18 protein-coding genes are annotated in these 19,756 nt (G+C 71.5%); 5 read left to right on the forward strand and 13 right to left on the reverse strand.

The annotated features are described in order from the left end of the window. Positions 1 to 22: 22 nt before the first annotated feature. Positions 23 to 613 carry a TetR/AcrR family transcriptional regulator gene (locus tag ABZZ04_RS19860; protein ID WP_356933572.1) on the reverse strand — a complete coding sequence of 197 codons (591 nt, stop codon included), beginning with the start codon at positions 611 to 613 and terminating at the stop codon, positions 23 to 25. 156 nt (positions 614 to 769) lie between these two features. Here ABZZ04_RS19860 and ABZZ04_RS19865 point away from each other — a divergent pair, with 156 nt between their 5' ends. Further along, a complete protein-coding gene (locus ABZZ04_RS19865) occupies positions 770 to 1,789 on the forward strand; it encodes an aldo/keto reductase (protein ID WP_356933511.1) in 1,020 nt (339 codons plus the stop codon). Between the two features lie 178 nt (positions 1,790 to 1,967). Here ABZZ04_RS19865 and ggt read toward each other — a convergent pair whose 3' ends face one another. Next, positions 1,968 to 3,776 (reverse strand): gamma-glutamyltransferase, encoded by a 1,809-nt coding sequence (gene ggt / locus ABZZ04_RS19870; protein WP_356933512.1) that lies wholly within the window; start codon positions 3,774 to 3,776, stop codon positions 1,968 to 1,970. A 104-nt stretch (positions 3,777 to 3,880) separates the two neighbouring features. Between ggt and ABZZ04_RS19875 the strand changes: the two genes are divergently transcribed. Beyond that, the gene (locus ABZZ04_RS19875; RefSeq protein WP_356933513.1) at positions 3,881 to 4,624 is read left to right on the forward strand and encodes a hypothetical protein; all 744 of its coding nucleotides are present in this window, start codon (positions 3,881 to 3,883) and stop codon (positions 4,622 to 4,624) included. A 154-nt stretch (positions 4,625 to 4,778) separates the two neighbouring features. Here the strand turns inward: ABZZ04_RS19875 and murJ are convergent, their stop codons facing one another. After that, the gene (gene murJ, locus ABZZ04_RS19880) at positions 4,779 to 6,449 is read right to left on the reverse strand and encodes a murein biosynthesis integral membrane protein MurJ (protein ID WP_356933514.1); all 1,671 of its coding nucleotides are present in this window, start codon (positions 6,447 to 6,449) and stop codon (positions 4,779 to 4,781) included. 340 nt (positions 6,450 to 6,789) lie between these two features. Between murJ and ABZZ04_RS19885 the strand changes: the two genes are divergently transcribed. After that, positions 6,790 to 7,998, forward strand: a complete 1,209-nt coding sequence (locus tag ABZZ04_RS19885) for an Ig-like domain-containing protein (protein ID WP_356933515.1) — start codon at positions 6,790 to 6,792, stop codon at positions 7,996 to 7,998. A 302-nt stretch (positions 7,999 to 8,300) separates the two neighbouring features. Here the strand turns inward: ABZZ04_RS19885 and ABZZ04_RS19890 are convergent, their stop codons facing one another. The 5 genes from ABZZ04_RS19890 to ABZZ04_RS19910 all read right to left on the reverse strand — a co-directional run bounded on the left by ABZZ04_RS19890 (position 8,301) and on the right by ABZZ04_RS19910 (position 12,067). After that, the gene (locus ABZZ04_RS19890) at positions 8,301 to 9,173 is read right to left on the reverse strand and encodes an amino acid ABC transporter permease (RefSeq protein WP_356933516.1); all 873 of its coding nucleotides are present in this window, start codon (positions 9,171 to 9,173) and stop codon (positions 8,301 to 8,303) included. Then, positions 9,170 to 9,814: an amino acid ABC transporter permease gene (locus ABZZ04_RS19895; RefSeq protein WP_356933517.1), complete on the reverse strand. Its 645-nt coding sequence runs from the start codon at positions 9,812 to 9,814 to the stop codon at positions 9,170 to 9,172. Before ABZZ04_RS19895 ends, ABZZ04_RS19890 begins: the two co-directional genes overlap by 4 nt. Positions 9,815 to 9,831: 17 nt before the next feature. Beyond that, on the reverse strand, positions 9,832 to 10,746 hold the full coding sequence (locus tag ABZZ04_RS19900; protein WP_356933573.1) for a glutamate ABC transporter substrate-binding protein: 915 nt from the start codon (positions 10,744 to 10,746) through the stop codon (positions 9,832 to 9,834). Between the two features lie 13 nt (positions 10,747 to 10,759). Continuing rightward, positions 10,760 to 11,503, reverse strand: a complete 744-nt coding sequence (locus tag ABZZ04_RS19905) for an amino acid ABC transporter ATP-binding protein (RefSeq protein ID WP_356933518.1) — start codon at positions 11,501 to 11,503, stop codon at positions 10,760 to 10,762. A gap of 123 nt (positions 11,504 to 11,626) precedes the next feature. After that, positions 11,627 to 12,067 carry a DUF6278 family protein gene (locus tag ABZZ04_RS19910; protein ID WP_356933519.1) on the reverse strand — a complete coding sequence of 147 codons (441 nt, stop codon included), beginning with the start codon at positions 12,065 to 12,067 and terminating at the stop codon, positions 11,627 to 11,629. Positions 12,068 to 12,603: 536 nt separating this feature from the next. Here ABZZ04_RS19910 and ABZZ04_RS19915 point away from each other — a divergent pair. Beyond that, on the forward strand, positions 12,604 to 13,779 hold the full coding sequence (locus ABZZ04_RS19915; RefSeq protein ID WP_356933520.1) for a Cmx/CmrA family chloramphenicol efflux MFS transporter: 1,176 nt from the start codon (positions 12,604 to 12,606) through the stop codon (positions 13,777 to 13,779). Positions 13,780 to 13,952: 173 nt separating this feature from the next. Here ABZZ04_RS19915 and ABZZ04_RS19920 read toward each other — a convergent pair whose 3' ends face one another. From ABZZ04_RS19920 to pcaC, 3 genes are read right to left on the reverse strand one after another with little or no spacing between them, the layout of a single operon-like run. Further along, entirely contained in the window at positions 13,953 to 14,732 is a 780-nt protein-coding gene (locus ABZZ04_RS19920) for an exodeoxyribonuclease III (RefSeq protein WP_356933521.1), read from the reverse strand. Between the two features lie 48 nt (positions 14,733 to 14,780). Next, positions 14,781 to 15,437, reverse strand: a complete 657-nt coding sequence (locus ABZZ04_RS19925) for an MBL fold metallo-hydrolase (RefSeq protein ID WP_148840191.1) — start codon at positions 15,435 to 15,437, stop codon at positions 14,781 to 14,783. A 12-nt stretch (positions 15,438 to 15,449) separates the two neighbouring features. Continuing rightward, a complete protein-coding gene (pcaC, locus tag ABZZ04_RS19930; protein ID WP_356933522.1) occupies positions 15,450 to 16,727 on the reverse strand; it encodes a 4-carboxymuconolactone decarboxylase in 1,278 nt (425 codons plus the stop codon). 141 nt (positions 16,728 to 16,868) lie between these two features. On the opposite strand from pcaC, the gene ABZZ04_RS19935 reads away from it, so the two are divergent. Beyond that, positions 16,869 to 17,072, forward strand: coding sequence for a hypothetical protein (locus ABZZ04_RS19935; RefSeq protein WP_356933523.1), 204 nt, complete (start codon positions 16,869 to 16,871; stop codon positions 17,070 to 17,072). A gap of 121 nt (positions 17,073 to 17,193) precedes the next feature. Here ABZZ04_RS19935 and ABZZ04_RS19940 read toward each other — a convergent pair whose 3' ends face one another. Next, positions 17,194 to 17,544 carry a hypothetical protein gene (locus ABZZ04_RS19940; protein ID WP_356933524.1) on the reverse strand — a complete coding sequence of 117 codons (351 nt, stop codon included), beginning with the start codon at positions 17,542 to 17,544 and terminating at the stop codon, positions 17,194 to 17,196. 40 nt (positions 17,545 to 17,584) lie between these two features. Then, positions 17,585 to 19,273: a cytochrome c oxidase subunit I gene (gene ctaD, locus ABZZ04_RS19945; RefSeq protein ID WP_356933574.1), complete on the reverse strand. Its 1,689-nt coding sequence runs from the start codon at positions 19,271 to 19,273 to the stop codon at positions 17,585 to 17,587. Between the last annotated feature and the right edge of the window lie 483 nt (positions 19,274 to 19,756).

Here is a 19,756-nt window from a genome sequence, read left to right on the forward strand (position 1 = left end):
CGGCGGCCGGGCCGGACCGGGGTCAGCGCGGGGCGCGCAGGCCCGCGACGAGGATTCCGACCAGTCGGCGCGCGTCGTAACGGGCATCGCCCTCCGCACCGATGCAGAGGTTCCCGACGCCGCGCATGAACTCGTAGGCGCCCGGGGCGGACCGGATCTCGCCGGAATCGGCCGCGGCGTCGAGCAGCCGGGCACAGACGGGCACCAGCCGGTCCAGGAAGTGGGCGTGCAGCGCCTCGAATCCGGCGTCGTCGGACCTCAGCACGGCGGCGAGCCCGTGCTTGGTGACCAGGAAGTCGACGAAGAGGTCGATCCACTTCCCCAGCGCGGCGTACGGGGACGCGCCGCTCTCCAGCAGGGCCGGTCCGGCCTCGGCGCAGGCCTCGATCTGGTGCCGGTAGACGGCGATGATGAGGTCCGCCCTGGTCGGGAAGTGGCGGTAGATCGTGCCCACGCCGACGCCCGCCTCGGCCGCGATGTCGCGCACCGGCGCCTCCACGCCCGAGGTCACGAAGATCGCGGCGGCCGCGTCGAGCAGGGACTTCTTGTTGCGCCGGGCATCCGTCCGCCCGGACCGGGCCGAGGCCCCCGGACCGTCGCCGCTGTGGTTCACCACGCCATTCCCTCCGACACCGACCTTGCAAAAACGGAACAGCGTTCCGTATTGTTACCGGAACAAGGTTCCGCTTTGGTCATGATGCCAGAGCGGCAGCTCGGTGACCAAGCCGTGCGCCGTCACCGCGCCCCACTCGCCACGGAGGAACACAGCATGCAGTACCGCACCTTGGGCCGTACCGGTGTGCAGGTCAGCTCCCTCGCGCTCGGCGCGATGAACTTCGGCAGGATCGGGAGGACCACCCAGGACGAGGTCACCGCCCTCGTCGACGCCGCCGTCGAGGGCGGGATCAACCTCATCGACACCGCCGACATGTACGGCGGCGGCGAGTCGGAGGAGATGGTCGGCAAGGCCATCGTCGGCCGCCGCGACGACATCGTGCTGGCCACGAAGGCGGGCATGCCCATGAGCGACGACCCCAACCACCGCGGCGGCTCGCGGCGTTGGCTGGTCACCGCGCTGGACGACAGCCTGCGCCGCCTCGGCGTCGACCACATCGATCTCTACCAGATGCACCGTTGGGACCCGGCCACCGACGACGAGGAGACGCTCTCGGCCCTGACGGACCTTCAACGCGCCGGAAAGATCCGCTACTTCGGCTCATCGACCTTCCCGGCCCACCGCCTCGTGCAGGCCCAGTGGGCCGCCCGGGAGAACCGCCTGGGCCGCTACGTCACCGAGCAGCCCAGCTACTCGGTCCTGCAGCGCGGCGCGGAGACCCATGTCCTGCCCGTGACCGAGCAGTACGGGCTCGGCGTGCTGGTGTGGAGCCCGCTGGCCTCGGGCTGGCTGTCGGGGGCGATCCGCGAGGGGCAGGAGATCACCACCAACCGCTCGGCGTTCATGCCGCAGCGCTTCGACCTCACCGTGCCCGCCAACCGGGCCAGGCTCGACGCGGTGGAGCGGCTGGCCGGGGTCGCCGAGGAGGCCGGTCTGACCATGATTCAGCTCGCGCTCGGATTCGTGACCGCGCACCCCGCCGTGAGCTGCGCGATCATCGGCCCCCGTATCCAGGACCACCTGCGCTCGCAGCTCGCCGCCGCGGACACGGTGCTGTCCGCCGATGTGCTCGACGCGATCGACGCGATCGTCGCCCCCGGCACCGACCTCGCCGCGCACGAGAAGAACGACACCCCGCCCGCACTGCTCGACCCGTCGCTGCGACGCCGCTGACCGCCCGGCCGACGGGGGCGCGTTCAACGGGCTCCCGCCCCGTTCCCCCTCGACAGGACCGCGGGGCTGCTTCCTCGCAAGGTTCCACGAGGAAGCAGCCCCTGCCGTACGGACATTGACGTGGCATCACATCAGATTTCCGTGTCGCACCCGGTGGCGGACGGCGGCACCGTGACGGTCACGGGCGTCCGGCCGGCCTCACGACCATCGCCGAACCACCGCCCCGGCGCTCCTTCTCGGCGGCTGCCAGCCACCGCCCGTCCGGCAGTCGCTGCACCCCGGTCGCCGCCCCGAGCTCCGCGGACAGCTTGAAGGAGTGCCCCAGGGACTCCAGCTCGGCCCGCACCGGGCTGTCCAACAACTCCGGTTCGAGCTCCGTCGTCGCCGAGTTGCGCTGGCTGGCGCGCGGCGCCGCGATGGCGTCGACCAGCGGGAGCCCCCGGTCGACGGTGCCGATGAGCGACTGCAGCACGGTCGTGATGATCGTGGAGCCGCCGGGCGATCCCAGGGCCAGCACCGGCTCGCCGTGCTTCAGCACGATCGTCGGCGAGATGGACGAGCGCGGACGCTTGCCCGGACCGGGCAGGTTCGGGTCGTGGACCGCGGGGTTGGCGGGCGCGAACGAGAAGTCCGTCAGCTCGTTGTTGAGCAGGAAGCCGCGACCCGGCACGGTGATGCCGCTGCCGCCGGTCTGCTCGATGGTCAGGGTGTACGCGACGACGTTTCCCCACTTGTCGGCCGTCGTCAGGTGAGTGGTGTTCTCCCCCTCGTACGTCGTCGGGGCGGCCGTGCCACCGGCCGTGCAGTCGGTCGGGTGGCGCGGGTCGGCCGGTGCGAGCGGGCTGGTCAGCACCGCGTCGTCCTTGATCAGGCACTCGCGCGAGTCGGCGAACCGCTGGCTGAGCAGTTCCCGCGTCGGCACGTCCTCGAACGCCGGGTCGCCCACCCAGCGCCCCCGGTCGGCGAAGGCGATCCGGCTCGCCTCGATGTAGCGGTGCAGGTATTCCGCCTCGCTCGCCTTCGAGAGGTCCGTGGACTCCAGGATGTTGAGCGCCTCGCCGACGCTCGTGCCGCCGGACGAGGACGGCGCCATGCCGTACACGTCCAGGCCGCGGTAGTCGACCTTCGTCGGGGCCTGCCGCAGCACCCGGTAGGACCTCAGATCCTTCGCGGTGAGGTCGCCGGGCCGCACCACACGGGTGGCCGCCGGGTCGACGGGCGGCTTGCGGACGGTGCGCACGATGTCCTCGGCCACCTCGCCCCGGTACAGCTCGTCCACGCCCTCGCGGCCCACCTTCTCGTAGGTGCGCGCCAGGTCCGGGTTCCTGAAGACGGAACCGACCACCGGGAGTTGGCCGCCCGGCAGGAAGAGCTCCCGGGTCGCCGGGAAGTCGGAGAACCTGGCCTGGTTGCTCCTGGTCTGCGCGCGGAACGTCTCGTCGACGACGAACCCGTCCCGGGCGAGCCGCTCGGCCGGCTTGAGCACCTGCCGCAGCGACTTGCTGCCCCAGGCGTCGAGCGCGGCGTCCCAGGTGGCCGGGGTGCCCGGGGTGCCCACGCCCAGTCCGCTGGTGACGGCGTCCTCGAAGGGGATCGGCCGGCCGTTCTCCAGGAACAGCGAGGAGTCCGCGCTGCGCGGCGCGGTCTCCCGGCCGTCGATCGTCCGGACCGTGTGCTTCCGGGCGTCGTAGTAGACGAAGTAGCCGCCCCCGCCGATGCCCGCCGAATAGGGCTCGGTCACACCGAGCGCCGCCGCGGTCGCCACGGCGGCGTCCACCGCGTTGCCGCCCTTGCGGAGCACCTCGATGCCCGCGGCCGACGCGTCCGGGTCGACGCTGGACACCGCACCTCCGTACCCCACCGCGACGGGCGATTTGGGTGGTGGTCCGGAGGTCGGTGCGGACGAGGAAGGACCGGCCGCCCCGACCGTGACCACAACGGCCAGAACAGCCGACAACGACACATTCCGCGCGACGGAACGTCTCATGCGTACCTCCAGTACGTGAACGTCCGCGCAGGGTAACGCCGCTCCGCCCGCCCCGTCAGGACCACCGTGAAACCGGGGCCGAATGCCCGCTAACATGCCCGCCCATGACCGACGACGTACGCAACATCCTGCTGGGCGTGATAGCCGCCGGCATCAGCGCCTCGCTGGGCTGGCTCGCCCGCACCTACCTCTGGCGCCGCAGACTCCGGCGCAAACAGGCCTTCTTCGGGCTCCCGGGCAATTCCGAGTGCCTGCTCGTCGTCAACCGCGACGCGGGCGGTGACGGCTCCGTCCACCGCCACGACGTCTTCGCCCTGCTCGAACTCTCCGCGCTCATCAAGGACTGTTCCGCCCACGCGCAGATCATGTCCCACGACATCGCACAGCAGGGCTTCGGCGAGCGCACCGAGTTCTGCGTCGGAGGGCCGGTCTCGAATCGGCGGATGGCCGCGCACCTCCATTCCCTGCTGCCGGGCGTGAAGGTGAACACCAGCCCCGAGCCCGGCCCCGACCGGGGCGCCTTCCAGATCGGCACGGAGCGCTACCGGGCCGAGAAGGGGGTCGCCGAGCACGTACTGCTGGCCAGGCTGACGGTCGGTCAGGATGCCCGTCCCGTCTTCCTGTTCTGCGGTCAGCAGGCGATCACCAACCAGGCGGCCTCCCGCTACCTGGCCCGCAACCACGAGAGGCTGTTCCGCAAGTACGGCGACAGCACCTTCTGCCTGCTGCTGAAGGTCGTCAACTCGCAGGCGTACGGCCCCGACGTGGTGGAACTCGTCGCGGACGTGACCCGCGCCGCACAGGCCCCCGTCCCGGCACCGCGCAACTCCCACCGCGCGACGGGCTGAACGGCGGGGGCGGGCGTCCTGGCGGACGGGACGCGGGCAGGGGCCGGGACGCCCCGCCCCTTGCGCTCCAGGACTCGGCGGCACGGCCCCGGTGACGGACCGCGATGCCCCGTGACCGTGCCGGGAGCGCCCCACCGGGCGGCACGGTCCGGTGTCACCCGGACCGTCGCAGCCGCCTCCGCCCCGCCGCGAGCGCGGCCTCGATCTCCCGCAGCCGCAGCGGCCGTGCCAGCAGCGCCACCGTGAGCAGCAGGACGCAGGTCCCCGCGCCCAGGGCGGCGAAGTCCCCGTACGACGCGCAGGCGCGGGCCGCCGCGTATCCCAGCAGTCCGGCGGGCACGGCCGCCACCACCAGTCGCGCCTGTGCCACCGGTGCGGTGGAGCGCGTCGGCGGCACCCCGGGCGCGGCACGGTCCGAGATCCTCCGGCGCAGCACGTACGCGGTGATCCCGAAGCCCACGAACAGTGCCACCGAGTAGGCCCCGGCCATCCCCGTCACGGCCCAGCGGATCGGCAGCAGCAGATAGGCGGCGACCGAGAGACCGGCGTTGAGCGCGGCGATCACCAGGTTGAGGAGGAACGGGGTCCGGGTGTCGCTCATCGCGTAGAACGCGCGGGAGAGCACGTACTGGCCCGAGTAGGCGATCAGTCCGGGCGCGAACGCCATCAGCATGCCCGCCATCACGGTGATGCCCGCGTCGTTCGTGCGCCCGTACCCGTACACGGCGCCCATCACCCACGGCGCCAGCGCGAACAGCAGGGCCGCGGCGGGCACCACGACCGCCGCCGAGGTGCGCAGGGCGTACGAGACGTCGCGCCGCACCCCCGCCAGGTCGTGGTCGGCCGCGGCGCGGCTCATCCGGGGCATCAGGGCGGTGACGAGCGAGACGGTGACGATGCCGTGCGGCACCACCCACAGCTGATAGGCGTAGCTGTACGCGGTGTAGCCGGGGCCGCCCGCCATGTGCTGGTCCGCGGCGCTCTGCCCGACGGTGGTGGAGAGCCGGGTGACCACCCAGTACGCGATCTGGTTGGTCAGCACGAGCATGACGAGCCATCCGGCCGCGCGCAGCGGCCGGGTGAGGCCGCTGCCCCGCCAGTCGAACCGGGGCCGCCAGCGGAACCCTGCGGCGCGCAGCGCGGGCACCAGGGCGAGGGTCTGGACGGCGATGCCCGCGGTCGTGCCCCAGCCGAGCCATTGGGCCTGTGCCGGGGTCAGCGTGCCGTCGGAACCGGTGGCGACGCCCAGGAAGATCCCGAACACCGCGATGATCACCAGGTTGTTGAGGACCGGGGTCCACATCATCGCGCCGAACCGGTCGCGGGCGTTGAGCACTTGGCCGAGCAGGGTGAACAGTCCGTAGAAGAGGATCTGCGGCAGGCAGTAGCGGGCCAGGGCCACGGTCAGCTCCGCCTGGCCGCCGCGGTAGCCGGGGGCGTAGACCTCGACGATCCACGGGGCCCCGACGACCGTGAGGCCGGTGAGGGCGAGCAGGGCGACGGTGCAGACGGTGAGCAGCCGGTCGGTGTACGCGGCTCCGCCGTCGGGATGGTTCCGCGCGGCGCGCACCAGCTCGGGGACGAAGACGGCGTTGAGCGCGCCGCCGATGAGCAGGGTGTAGAGGATGTTGGGCACGGTGTTGGCGACGTTGTACCCGTCGGCCTGGAGCCCGGTGCCGAGCGCGGCGACGACCACCGCCGAGCGTATGAAGCCGGTGGCGCGGGAGACGACGGAGCCGGCGGCCATGACGGCTCCGCTGCGCAGCACCGAGCCGGACCGGCGCTCCGCGGTCCGTTCGGCGGGGGCCTGCGGGGTGGTCGTCATCGGCGTCCCCGTACGGCCGAGGACGCCCGGGGCGTCCTGTACGAGGTGCTGTCCATGGCTCCGCCCACCGCGGTCTCCCGTTCCCCCGAGCGTCTTGACGGCCCGGTCGCCGGTACCGCCCCGTCCGGCGGAGCGACCGGGCGGGCGTCCGGATCAGGGATGGAGGGTACCCCGCGCGCCGGTGCCCACCCGCACACGGCGGTGCGGGCGGCGGGGACGGCCTGTCGCACTGCGGTCCATCTCACACCGGGATTTCCCGATTTTCTGCTATTTCGTGGAACCTGTCCCCTCCCGGATCGGCTCTCCCCCGGCGAGAAGCACTGCCTTGGAGGTTTTTCCGTTGTTCGCTGCACGCCGGCCCGTACGCCGTACCGCCGCTCCCGCCCGCCCGGTCCGGTTCGCCCTGACCGCCGGGACCGCGGTGCTCGGCCTCACGCTCACCGCCTGCTCCGGGGCCTCCGCGTCGGACTCGGCCGCGGGCGGTCCGGCCGGGGCGGCGCGCGGCGCCGGGATCTCGGTGAACCTCCGGGGCGACGCCGCCGCCCCGGGGAAGCCGGTGAAGGTGACGCTCGGCGCCGGAAAGCTGAAGTCGGTCGCGGTGAGCGCGGACGGAGGGGACGCCCTCACCGGCCGGATATCCGCCGACGGCCGGACCTGGACGTCGGACCGGGTGGCCGCGCCCGGCACCGCGTACCGCGTCGAGGCGAAGGACGCCGAGGGCGGCAGCGGCACGGCCGCCTTCACCACCGCGGCCGCCGACAAGGTCAACAAGCTGACGCTGGCCCCGGGCAAGAACACCACGGTCGGCATCGCCCAGCCGCTGTCGGTCGTCTTCGACAACCCGGTGAAGGACCGGGCCGCGGTGGAGAGGGCCCTGAAGGTCTCCACCTCGAACGGCACCGAGGGTTCCTGGGGCTGGCTGCAGGACTACTCCGGCAAGGACCGGGTCGACTGGCGGCCCAAGGAGTACTGGCGGTCCGGCACGAAGATCACGCTCGACGCCGATCTCAACGGCGTCGACTCGGGCCCGTCCGGCGGCTGGTTCGTCCGCGACTACCGGACCACCTTCACGATCGGCGACGAGCAGGTGGTGAAGGTCGATCTGGACCGCCACCGGCTCGCGTTGCAGCGGGGCGGGAAGACCGTCATGGACGTGCCCATGTCGGCCGGTACCCCCGGCGGCGAGAAGGCGTCCTGGCGCGGCACGGCCGTGCTGATGTCCAAGGAGGGCACGATCAACATGCGTTCGGAGACGGTCGGCCTCGGCAACGCCTACGACAAGATGGTCGACTCGTCGATGCGGCTGACCTGGTCGGGGATGTACGCCCACGCGGCGCCCTGGAACGCCGCGTACTTCGGCTCGGCGAACCGCAGTTCGGGCTGCATCGGGATGAGCGACGCCGATGCCGGTGCGCTGTACGGGCAGGTGCGGGCCGGTGACCCGTTCGAGATCACCGGCGCGGACGCCAAGGGCACGGTCGCGGAGGGCAACGGCTACGGGGCGTGGAACGTGTCGTGGGCCGACTGGCGGGCGAAGAGCGCGCTGTAACGGGAGGAACGGGCCCCTTGCGGGGTCGCGGGCCGTCGGGAGCGGTCCCGGGCGGCCCACGGCCCGGCGGGAGCGCGGAGCCGGCGCGGACGCCCGCCGACGTACGCCCCGAGGGGGCCGCCCCGGGGCGGGCGACGCCGTCGGCCGCCGTACGTCGAGCACGGCCCGGCCGGCACGCAGCTGACCTTCTTCTCGCCCGGGAAGGACCCGTCGCACGGATCCGTCGTCCCGCGCGAGAAGTGATCACCGGCTGCTGCCGACGGGGCACTGCTCCTCGGGGACCGCCTCGCGGCGGGCCCCCGCTACTGCACTCCCGGCAGCAGCGTTCCTGGTTCGGCCGGTGCGACATCCACGGCCTTCATCTTCGGACTGCGCCTCTCCCGCTCGGCCACCCAGGTCGCGAACCAGGAGAGCAGCATGCACATCCCGATGTAGATCGGCGAGATCACCATCACCACGGGGATGAAGGGAAGATCGTAGTCGAGGTTGGACGCGATGAGCTTGCCCGCGTGGAGGAACTCCTCGTAGGTGATCAGGTAGCCGAGCGAGGTGTCCTTCAGCGCCACGACCAACTGGCTGATGATGGTGGGCAGCATGGCCCGCACCGCCTGCGGGGCCAGTACGTAGGTCATGACGTGCGTCTTGCGCATCCCCAGGGCGTACGCGGCCTCGCGCTGGCCGCGCTCCACCGAGTTGATCCCGGTGCGGAACACCTCGGCGAGCACCGAGCCGTTGTACAGGGTCAGCCCGGTGACCAGCGCGGGCAGCGGCTGCACCTTCAGCGCCACGAAGATGAAGAAGATCATCACCAGTACGGGCATGGCCCGGAAGAACTCGACGAACAGCGTCGCGATCCACCGCACGATCCGGTGCTCGGAGAGCCGTCCGACGGCGAGCACCGCGCCGAGCAGCAGGGAGAGCACCGCGGCGTACGCGAACGCCTTGAGGGTGTTGCCCAGTCCGCGCAGCAGCAGTTCCTGGATGCCCTTGTAGGTGAAGGGGGTCCACTTGGCGGCGGTGAACTGCCCGGTGTCGAAGAGCAGATAGACGATCCAGCCGAACAGGGCGAGGATCAGCGCCGTCGAGACGATCCCGTACGCCCTGTGCCGTCTGCGGGCCGCGGGGCCCGGGATGTCGTAGAGCGCGGTGGCGGACGGTGCGGTGCGGGTGGTCATCGGGCGACTCCCCAGCGCTTCTCCATCACGTTGAAGAGCGCACTGATGGACAGGGTGATGATCAGGTAGCCGACGGCGATCCAGACGAAGGTCCAGATGATGCTGTAACCCAGCTCGTTGAGGGTCTTGTAGGTGCCGAGCAGTTCGGTGACGCTGAACGCGCCGGCGATCGCGGAGTTCTTGGCGAGGGCGATCAGCGTCGAGCCGATCGGCGGGATCACCGACCGGAACGCCTGCGGCAGCACCACGGTGTTCAGTGTCTGGCCGAACGTCATGCCGAGGCTGCGGGCCGCCTCGCCCTGTCCCCTCGGCACGGTGTTGATGCCCGAGCGCAGCACCTCGCAGATGAACGCGGAGGTGTAGCAGCCGAGTGCGAGCACCGCGAAGACCTCGAAGGGGAGCACCAGGCCGAAGCGGGGCAGTCCGAGCAGGACGGCGAAGAAGAGCAGGGTCAGCGGGGTGTTGCGCAGCACGGTCACCCAGACCGTGCCGAGCACCCGGAGCGAGCCGACGGGGGCCACCCGGCAGGAGGCCATGAAGAAGCCGAGGAGCAGGGCCAGGATCGAGGAGTAGACGGTCAGTTCGACCGTGCCCAGGAAGCCCTTGCCGTAGAGCGAGAAGTTCTCGGTGAGTACGTCCATGGTCGTGGTCCGCCCTCTCAGGTCGCCGGGTAGCGGTCGATGGGCGGCGGTGTCGGCGCGGGGACGCCGGACAGGCCGAGCGTGGCCTCGAACGCCTTCTTCCAGTTGCCGTTCTTCTCGTTGGCCTCCAGGGCGTCGTTGAGCGCGAACCGGAGCGCGTTGTCGTTGCGCGGGACCCCGATGCCGTACGGCTCCTCGGAGAACGGCTTGCCGACCACCTTCATCTCGTCGGGTGCCTTGGCCGCGAAGCCCAGCAGGATGGCGTCGTCGGTGGTGACGGCGTCGACCTGGTAGGTCAGCAGGTTGTCCACGCAGATCGAGTACGTGTCGTAGGAGACCAGGATCGCCTTCGGGTAGTCGGCGGCGATGCGCTGGTACGGGGTCGAGCCCGCGGCCGAGCAGACCGTCTTCCCGGCCAGGTCCTGCGGTCCGTGGATGTCGTTCTCGTCGGTGCGGACGAGGAGGCTCTGCCCTGCCATGTAGTACGGCCCGGCGAAGCCGACGAGCTTCTTGCGCATGTCGTTGATGGTGTAGGTGCCCACGTAGTAGTCGATCTGTCCGTTCTGCAGCGCCGTCTCGCGGTTGGCGGAGGCGATGGTCCGGAAACGGATCGTCTTCGGGTCGAAGCCGAGCGAGGCCGCCATCATCCTGGCGATCTCGATGTCGAAGCCCGAATAGACGCCGGTGGCGGGGTCCTTCTCGCCCAGGTAGGGCTGGTCCTCCTTGGCCCCGACCCGGAGGTATCCGCGCTTCTTCGCCTTCGTCCAGGTCGGCGAGTCGGGCAGCCGGAAGCCGGTGTCGACCTTGTACACCGGCAGTTGTTCGGGCTTGGGCCCCTTCACCGGCGGGCTGCCCTCCCTGCCGCAGCCGGCGGCGGCGAGGGCGGCCAGCAGGAGGCCGGCCAGGACTCCCAGAACTCTTGTCGTACGCAACACGGAGCCCCCGTCAGTGCTTGAGGATCTTGGACAGGAAGTCCTTGGCGCGGTCGCTCTCCGGAGCGGTGAAGAACGCCTCGGGGGTGCGGTCCTCGACGATGCGCCCGTCGGCCATGAAGACGACCCGGTTGGCCGCGGAGCGGGCGAAGCCCATCTCGTGCGTGACGACGACCATCGTCATGCCGTCCCGGGCGAGTTGCTGCATGACCTCCAGCACCTCGTTGATCATCTCCGGGTCGAGCGCGGAGGTCGGCTCGTCGAAGAGCAGTGCCTTGGGGTCCATGGCGAGGGCGCGGGCGATGGCCACGCGCTGCTGCTGGCCGCCGGAGAGCTGGGCGGGGTACTTGTCGGCGTGCGCGGCGAGCCCGACCCGTTCCAGCAGTTCGCGGGAGCGCCGGTCCGCCTCGTCCTTCTTCCGCCTGCGGACCTTGAGCTGGGCGAGCGAGACGTTGGCCAGCACGGTCTTGTGCGCGAAGAGGTTGAACGACTGGAAGACCATGCCCACTTCGGCCCGGAGGTCGGCCAGTCCCCTGCCCTCCTCGGGGAGGGGTCTGCCGTCGATCGCGATGTGTCCCGACTCGATCGTCTCGAGTCGGTTGATGGTCCTGCAGAGCGTCGACTTGCCGGAGCCGGAGGGGCCGATGACCACCACCACCTCCCCGCGGCCGACGGTGAGACTGATGTCCTGCAGTACGTGCAACTGTCCGTAGAACTTGTTGACGTCCCGCAGCTCGATCAACGGATCGACGGCCATACGCTGCCCTACCCACTTTTCGCTGTGCCGAGGTCAGCGCAAACTAACCAGCCCGAAAAGGGACTTCACCATCGACACGCACAAATGGTGCATAAGGCTTCTTGTCCGGTTGTAGGGAAATCCCTATCCCTCGGCCGACTCCGAGTACACCTGCGAAAGCTCGGGGCTGCCGGAGATCGCCCAGTCCAGACCCGCCTCGACCACGTCGATCTCGCGCCCCGACGCGAGCCGCACGACGGGCTGCCCGCTGGGCCTGATGCTCCAGGCCGCGCCGGAGACGTTCCGCACCAGCACCGTCCCCAGGTACAGACCCGCGTCGTTGCCCAGCCAGGGCAGCTCCTCGGGGTCGTCGCGCCAGCGCGGCGGCAGCTGGTCGAGGGCCGCCAACGAGGCCGGGGTGTCGTCGAGTCGGAGCCCCCGCTCCCCCACCCGGACACGCAGCAGCTCGCACTCGGCGAGAAGCTCGGCCACGCCCTCGGGATCGGCGGCGACCGCGGCGGCGAGCCCCGCCCCCCGCGTGCCGTCGTGACGCTTACGCCAGTTGTCCAGGAAAGGGATGTTCATACCGCCCAGGGTCGCATCCCCGGTGTGTCGCGCACCACAGGGCGCGCGGCCCGGCGTCCGAGTACCCGACACCGGCCGTGGTGCCCGCTCCCCGTGCCGAGGAGTCCGGGTCCCGGCCGAAAAGGGTGGAGGCCAAACGTCCGGGCTGGTAGTTTCGCGTCCATGTCCAGCCCCGAGTCCGACAGAGGCTAGCCACCGGTCCGCCGGTGGCCGATCCGTCGTCGAATCGATCCCGCGGGGCCGGACCCCGGCCCCGGATCGTCTCCGCCCCGGCTGCCGCCGCAGGACCGCCACGGTGTGGGCTGCGCTCTCCCGATGCGCTCGTGACCGCTTCCGTACGCGATACGCCCGTACGGCGTCACCCCCGTACGCGGTACGACGACGCGCGTTCCCCAGCCCCGGCTTCCGCCGTTCCGCCGGATCACGTCCCGGGTGCTCCCGGACGTTCTTCCGCGTCGCCGCCCGTCACGACGGGCGGGCGCGGGCCCGCACCCCCTCTGTTTGGTCCATCCATCAGCCGTCCATGGGGTTCCTTCATGCCATTTGCCGTCTACGCGCTCGGGCTCGCCGTCTTCGCCCAGGGCACCTCCGAGTTCATGTTGTCCGGTCTGGTCTCGGACATCGCCTCCGATCTGCATGTGTCCATCCCGGCCGCGGGCCTGCTGACCTCGGCCTTCGCGATCGGGATGATCGTCGGGGCGCCGTTGATGGCGCTCTTCAGCCGCTCCTGGCCGCGGCGTCGGGCGCTGCTGTTCTTCCTCTGCGTCTTCGGCGCCGTCCATGTGGTCGGCGCGCTCACCCCCAACTACGGGGTGCTCCTGGTCACCCGGGTCGTCGGGGCGCTGGCCAACGCGGGCTTCTGGGCCGTGGCCCTGGTGACCGCGGTCTCCATGGTCGGGCCCGAGGCCCGCGCCCGCGCCACCTCGGTGGTGGTCGGGGGCGTCACCCTCGCCTGCGTGGCCGGGGTGCCGGCCGGTGCGGCGCTGGGCGGGCACTGGGGGTGGCGGTCCGCGTTCTGGGCCGTGGCCCTGGTCTGCGTACCGGCCGCCGTCGTCATCGCCGGGGCGATCCCGGCGAAGCGGCCGGAGCCGGTCCCCGTCCGGGCCGGTGCCGAGCTGCGGGTCCTGACCGGGCGGCCCCTGCTGCTGACCCTGCTGACGAGCGCCCTGGTGCAGGGGGCGACGTTCTGCGCGTTCTCCTACCTCGAACCGCTGGCCACCCGGGTCACCGGGCTCGGGGACGCCTGGGTGCCGGTGCTGCTGGCGCTGTTCGGGCTGGGTTCGTTCCTCGGGGTCGCCGCCACCGGCCGGTACGTCGACGCGCGGCCGGTCGTCTGGACCGCCGCCGGGCTGGTGGCGCTGACCGTCGGCTGGGCCGGGTTCGCGCTGACCGCGGGCAGCCCGCTCGCCGCGGTCGTGCTCGTCCTCGTCCAGGGGACGCTCGCGTTCGGCACCGGGACGGCGCTGATCTCGTGGGTGTTCCGGCTGGCGGCCGACGCGCCGACCCTGTCCGGTTCGTTCGCGACGGCCGCTTTCAACGTGGGCGGTGCGCTCGGGCCGTGGTTCGGCGGGCTGGCGATCGATGCGGGGCTCGGCTTCCGCTCCCCGCTGTGGGTCAGCGCGCTGCTGATGGTCCTGGCACTGGGCACCGCCGCGGCACCGGGCATCCGGCGGGTCGCCGGGTACGGACGGGACGGGGTCGCCGCGCTCTGACGAGCGGGTCGTGGGCCCCGCCCGGCGCTGAACGGGCGGGGCCGTCCTGTTCTCTGCAAGCAGCCAGCAAGCGGGATAAGGACGAGAACCACGCTAGCGGCGACCACTGACAACGCCGCCCCGGAGCCGTGCCCCGCCCGCCGGACGGGGGCGCCACCGGGGCGGCGGGGCCGTCAGAGGCCGAGGTCCACCACCACCGGGGCGTGGTCGGAGGCGCCCTTGCCCTTGCGCTCCTCGCGGTCCACGTAGCTGTCCTCGACCGCCGCGGCGAAGGGCGCGTTGCCGTAGACCAGGTCGATCCGCATGCCCTTGTTCTTCGGGAAGCCCAGCTCCCGGTAGTCCCAGAAGGTGTAGGGGCGGTCGTACTTGAGCGGGCGCGGCATGACGTCCGACAGCCCCTTCTCGCGCAGGGCCGCGAGGGCGGCGCGCTCGGCCGGGGTGACGTGGGTGGCGCCCTCGAAGAGCGCCGGGTCCCAGACGTCCTCGTCGGTCGGGGCCACGTTGAAGTCGCCCAGCACGGCGAACGGCCGCGGGCCCGCGGCGTCCTCGGCGACGGCCTTCCGCAGCGCCTCGAACCAGCGCAGCTTGTACGCGTAGTGCGCGTGCTCGACCTCGCGGCCGTTGGGCACGTACACCGACCAGAGGCGGACCGGGCCGCAGGTCGCCGAGACGGCCCGCGGCTCCTGCGCGCCCTCGTAGTCGGGTCCGTCCGGCAGGCCCGTGACGACGTCGGACAGGCCGACGCGGGAGACCAGCGCCACGCCGTTCCACCGCCCGGTGGCATTGACCGCGGACTCGTAGCCGAGTTCGCGGAGCGCGTCCGCCGGGAACTGTTCGGCGGCGCACTTGGTCTCCTGGATGCACAGCACGTCCGTGCCGGTGCTCTCCAGCCAGGCCAGCAGCCTCGGGAGCCGGGCGGTGATCGAATTGACGTTCCAGGTGGCGATGCGCATGGGGGTAAACCTAGCGGCTGCCACCGACAGCCGCCGGTCCGGCGGCGGTCACAGGCCGGTCGAGTCCCCCGGGGCCAGCCGGCCGTGGTCGGCGCCCCCGAGGCCACCGATCTGGTTGTCGTAGATCGGGCGGGCGAGATCGGTGAGCAGCGCGTCGTGGATGTCGATGGCGCGCCGCGGTCCGACCTCGCGCACGTAGTCGATGACCTCGGAGATCTTGTTCCAGGGGGCCATCACCGGGAGCATCAGGGTGTCGACCGGCCGGTCGGGGACGGTGAGCGCGTCGCCCGGGTGGAACACCGAACCGTCCACCAGGAAGCCGATGTTGGTGATCCGCGGGATGTCCGGGTGGATCACCGCGTGCAGTTCGCCGTGCACCTGGACGTCGAAGCCCGCGGCGGTGAAGGCGTCGCCGTGGCCGACGGTGTGGACGCGGCCGGGGAAGGCCGCGGAGAGCCGCTCGGCGACGCTGCGCAGGGTCCAGACCTCGACGGCCGGATCGGCCTCCAGGCCGGCCCGCAGCCGCCCCTCGTCGAAGTGGTCGACGTGCTCGTGCGTCACCAGGATCGCGTCGGCGCCGACGGCGGCGTCCTGCTCCGAGAAGCCGCCCGGGTCGATGACGAGCGTCCGCCCGTCCTTCTCCAGGCGGATGCAGGAGTGCGTCTTCTTGGTCAGGGTCAGGTGTGTGGGGTTCTCCGCGTTCATGGCCCCATCCTGCTACGGGCGGGGCGTCGTTTCTTCCCGGATGACGCCCTGGGCGATGGTGAAGGCCGCGTTCGCGGCGGGCACGCCGCAGTAGACGGCGGTCTGCATCAGCACCTCCTTGATCTCGGCCGGGGTGAGGCCGTTGCGCAGGGCGGCCCTGACGTGCGCGGCCAGGCTCTCCATGCGGCCGGAGGCGATCAGCGCGGTGAGCGTGACACAACTGCGGGTGCGGCGGTCCAGCCCCTCCCGGGTCCACACCTCTCCCCAGGCGTAGCGCGTGACCAGTTCCTGGAAGTCGCCGGTGAAGTCGTCGGTGGCGGCCGCGGTCGTGTCCACATGGGCGTCGCCCAGCACCTCGCGGCGCACCTTCATCCCGGCGTCGTACGGGTCGGGGCGTCCGGCCGTCTCGGGCTGCGGCTGCGGGACGGCCGCGGTGATCTCCGCGACGGGCAGCACGGGGGCGGAGAGCTGCGGGACGTCCGACGGGACGGGAATGCCCGAGAGGGTGTCCTGCCAGGCCGTGGAGAAGTGGGTGAGGAGCAGGTCGGTGACGGCTCCGGGCTGTTCGACCGGCGCGAGGTGGGAGGCGCCGGGGACGAGGGCGAGCCGGGCGTCGGGTATGCCCGCGACCAGGATGCGGGCGTCGCCCGGTCCGGTGACCCGGTCCTCCGAGCCGACCAGGGCGAGGGTCGGGACGGTGATGCGGCCGAGCTCGCCGCGGATGTCGAAGGCGGCGAGGGCCTCGCAGGCGGCGATGTAGCAGCCGGGGTCGGTGGTGCGGACCATCTGGACGGCCCAGTCGACGATGGCCGCCTGGGCGGCGGCGAACCCGGGGGTGAACCAGCGCTCCGGCGCGCTGCGCGCCATCGGCTCCAGACCGTTGGTGCGGACGACCACCCCGCGCTGGCGGAACTCGTCGGCGCTGCCGAACCGGGCCGAGGCGGCGACCAGGGCCAGCGAGGCGATCCGGTGCGGGTGGCGCAGCGCGAGGTCGGCGCCGATCGCGCCGCCGATGGAGCAGCCCGCGTACCCGAAGCGCCGGACGCCGAGGCCGTCGAGGGTGGCGATCAGCCGGTCGGAGAGTTCGCCGATGGCGGTGGCGGGGTGTGCGGGGGCGCCGCCGTGACCCGGGAGGTCGTAGCGGAAGACTCTCCAGTGCCGGGTGAGCTCCGGCACCTGGCGGTCCCACATGTGCAACGAGGTGCCGAGGGAGGGACCGAGGACCAGGATCGGAGCGTCTTCGGGCCCGTCGAAGCGGTACTGCAGGGTGTTCGGTGGTGTCTCGCTCACGCCCAAGACCCTCTCACGTATCGCGGGCGCCCCCATGACTGGGGTTCGATGGGTGCCCCGTCCGGGTTCGAAGGCACCCCGGGCGGCATGTCGCCCGAGACATCGGACGATCCGCCGAATTCCGGAAGGGAGCTGGGTCGGGTGACGCGGAGGACCGACGAGTACGCATTCCTCTGGGACGGGTCGGAAGAGGGCTGGGTGGTCGTCCGGACGAGAACCGGTCCCGGCGCCCTCTACAACACCATGACGCGTCGGGCTCTCCTCATCGAGGACGACGACGAGCACGAACGCGCCGTCCGGCTGATGGCGGAGCACGGGCGCCCGTTCCTGGACTCGATCCCGTAGGCGCCCCGGAAGCACGAGCCGCCGCCCCGGCCTCCCCCACGAGGCCTTGACGGCGGCTCCGTCCGTCCCGGGCCCGCCGGAGGGGCGCGCACCCGGGCCGGAAGCACCTTCCCCCCGGCGGTCAGTCGGTCGCCCGCCTCCCGGCCGCCGGTGCCGGGAAGAGGGCGGACCAGCACGCCTCCTCCTCGCGCCGTTCCCGGGCCCGCAGCAGCCGGGACCGGACGGACAGGCACGCCACGGCGGTGGCGCCGGCCACCGCCGGGAGCACGGCCAGTCCCGGTGCCACGGGCAGGAGCAGCAGGAACAGGGTGAGGGTGGCCGTTCCCCACCCGGTCAGCACGGCGGCCGCGGCGGGCCGCCGGGAGCGCGGCCGGTCCTGGCCCGCCCGCAGGTCGACGTAGGCGGGCAGGTACCAGACGTTGCCGGCGGCCAGGAGCGCGAGGACTCCTGCTGCCAGTACTCCGTGGGACATCGGTGACACTCCTCGGGAAACGGCTCGCGGGGCGGGCGGGTCAGTGCGACGCGGTGGCTTCCAGTGCGGTGATCTCCGGGTGGTGCAGGTCGAAGGCCGGGGATTCGCTGCGGATGCGGGGCAGGGAGGTGAAGTTGTGCCGGGGCGGCGGGCAGGAGGTGGCCCATTCCAGGGAACGGCCGTAGCCCCAGGGGTCGTCGACGGTGACCTTCGTGCCGTACTGGCTGGTCTTCCAGACGTTGTAGAAGAAGGGCAGGAACGACAGTCCGAGCAGGAACGATCCGATGCTGGAGAGCGTGTTGAGGGCGGTGAACCCGTCGGCGGCGAGGTAGTCCGCGTACCGGCGCGGCATTCCCTCGGCCCCCAGCCAGTGCTGGACGAGGAAGGTGAGGTGGAATCCGGCCGTCAGCGTCCAGAACGTGATCTTCCCGAGCCGCTCGTCGAGCATCTTCCCGGTGAACTTGGGCCACCAGAAGTGGAATCCGGCGAACATCGCGTACACGACCGTGCCGAAGAGCGTGTAGTGGAAGTGCGCGACGACGAAGTACGAGTCCGAGACGTGGAAGTCGAGCGGCGGCGACGCCAGGATGACCCCGGTCAGTCCGCCGAAGACGAAGGTGATCAGGAATCCGGTGGTCCACAGCATCGGCGTCTCGAAGGACAGCGAGCCCTTCCACATCGTGCCGATCCAGTTGAAGAACTTCACCCCGGTCGGTACGGCGATCAGGAAGGTCATGAAGGAGAAGAAGGGGAGCAGCACACCGCCGGTCACGTACATGTGGTGGGCCCAGACGGTGACGGAGAGGCCGGCGATGGCGATCGTCGCGGAGACCAGGCCGATGTAGCCGAACATCGGCTTGCGGGAGAAGACCGGGACGATCTCGGAGACGATCCCGAAGAACGGCAGGGCCAGTACGTAGACCTCGGGGTGGCCGAAGAACCAGAAGAGGTGCTGCCACAGCAGCGCGCCGCCGTTGGCGGGGTCGAAGATGTGCGAGCCGAATTTCCGGTCCATCTCCAGTGCGAAGAGCGCCGCGGCCAGGACCGGGAAGACCAGGAGGATGAGCACGGCGGTCAGCAGCACGTTCCAGGTGAAGATCGACATCCGGAACATGGTCATTCCCGGGGCGCGCATGCAGATGATGGTGGTGATGAAGTTGACCGCGCCGAGGATGGACCCGAAGCCGGAGAGCGCCACGCCCATGATCCACATGTCGGCGCCGATTCCCGGTGAGTGCGTGGCGTCGGACAGCGGGGCGTAGGCGAACCAGCCGAAGTCGGCGGCGCCCTGCGGGGTGAGGAATCCCCCGGCGGCGATCAGCGAGCCGAAGAGGAACAGCCAGTACGCCAGCATGTTCAGCCGCGGGAACGCCACGTCGGGCGCGCCTATCTGGAGCGGCATGAGCCAGTTGGCGAATCCGGTGAACAGCGGCATCGCGAACAGCAGCAGCATCACCGAGCCGTGCATGGTGAACGCCTGGTTGAACTGCTCGTTGGACATGATCTGCGTGCCGGGGCGGGCGAGTTCGGCGCGCATCACGAGCGCCATCGCGCCGCCGACGAGGAAGAACACGAACGCGGTGACGAGGTACAGCGTGCCGATCTGCTTGTGGTCGGTCGTGGTGAGCCACGAGACGACGATCCGCCCGCGGGAGGCACGGCCCGGCCGACCGGGGCCGGGGGGCAGGGGCCCCTGTGCGGGGGCGGCTCGATTGCCCTGCTTTTCCATTGCGTCCACCGGACCGTGTCCTCCAGCTCTTGCGTTCCACGAGCGCTCCCCGGCCGCGGGGAGGGCGGCGGGGAGCGGCCGGGAAGGTCCGGTGGATCACGAGGGGACGGCCGGACCTTTCCCGGCCGCACCATGCTGGCCGCGCCCTCCGGGGACCTCCAGGGACCGACGGGCACCGTCGGCCGGGACGACCGGCCCCACTCGCCGGCCCCGCGGGTGGCCGACCGGCCCCACCGTCCGGCCACCGGGTCCGGCGGCTGCCGTAGGCTGACGGGCCGTGGACCGGTCCCAGCCCCGCGGTGATCCGGTGAGCGACTTCCCGGCATACGGCACACGGAACCTGAGAGCGGCACCCCGATGACAGAGACAGCACCCACGGTGCCCGGCCTCCCCCGCGAGACCCCTGCTCCGGACTCCGGCACCCCCGCCCCGCACGGGGCCCGCTGCCCCGGTCCGGCGGCCTGGCCGCAGCCGAGCCGGCCG

It is taken from the genome of Streptomyces sp. NPDC006435, assembly GCF_040612315.1.
Lineage (GTDB): Bacteria > Actinomycetota > Actinomycetes > Streptomycetales > Streptomycetaceae > Streptomyces.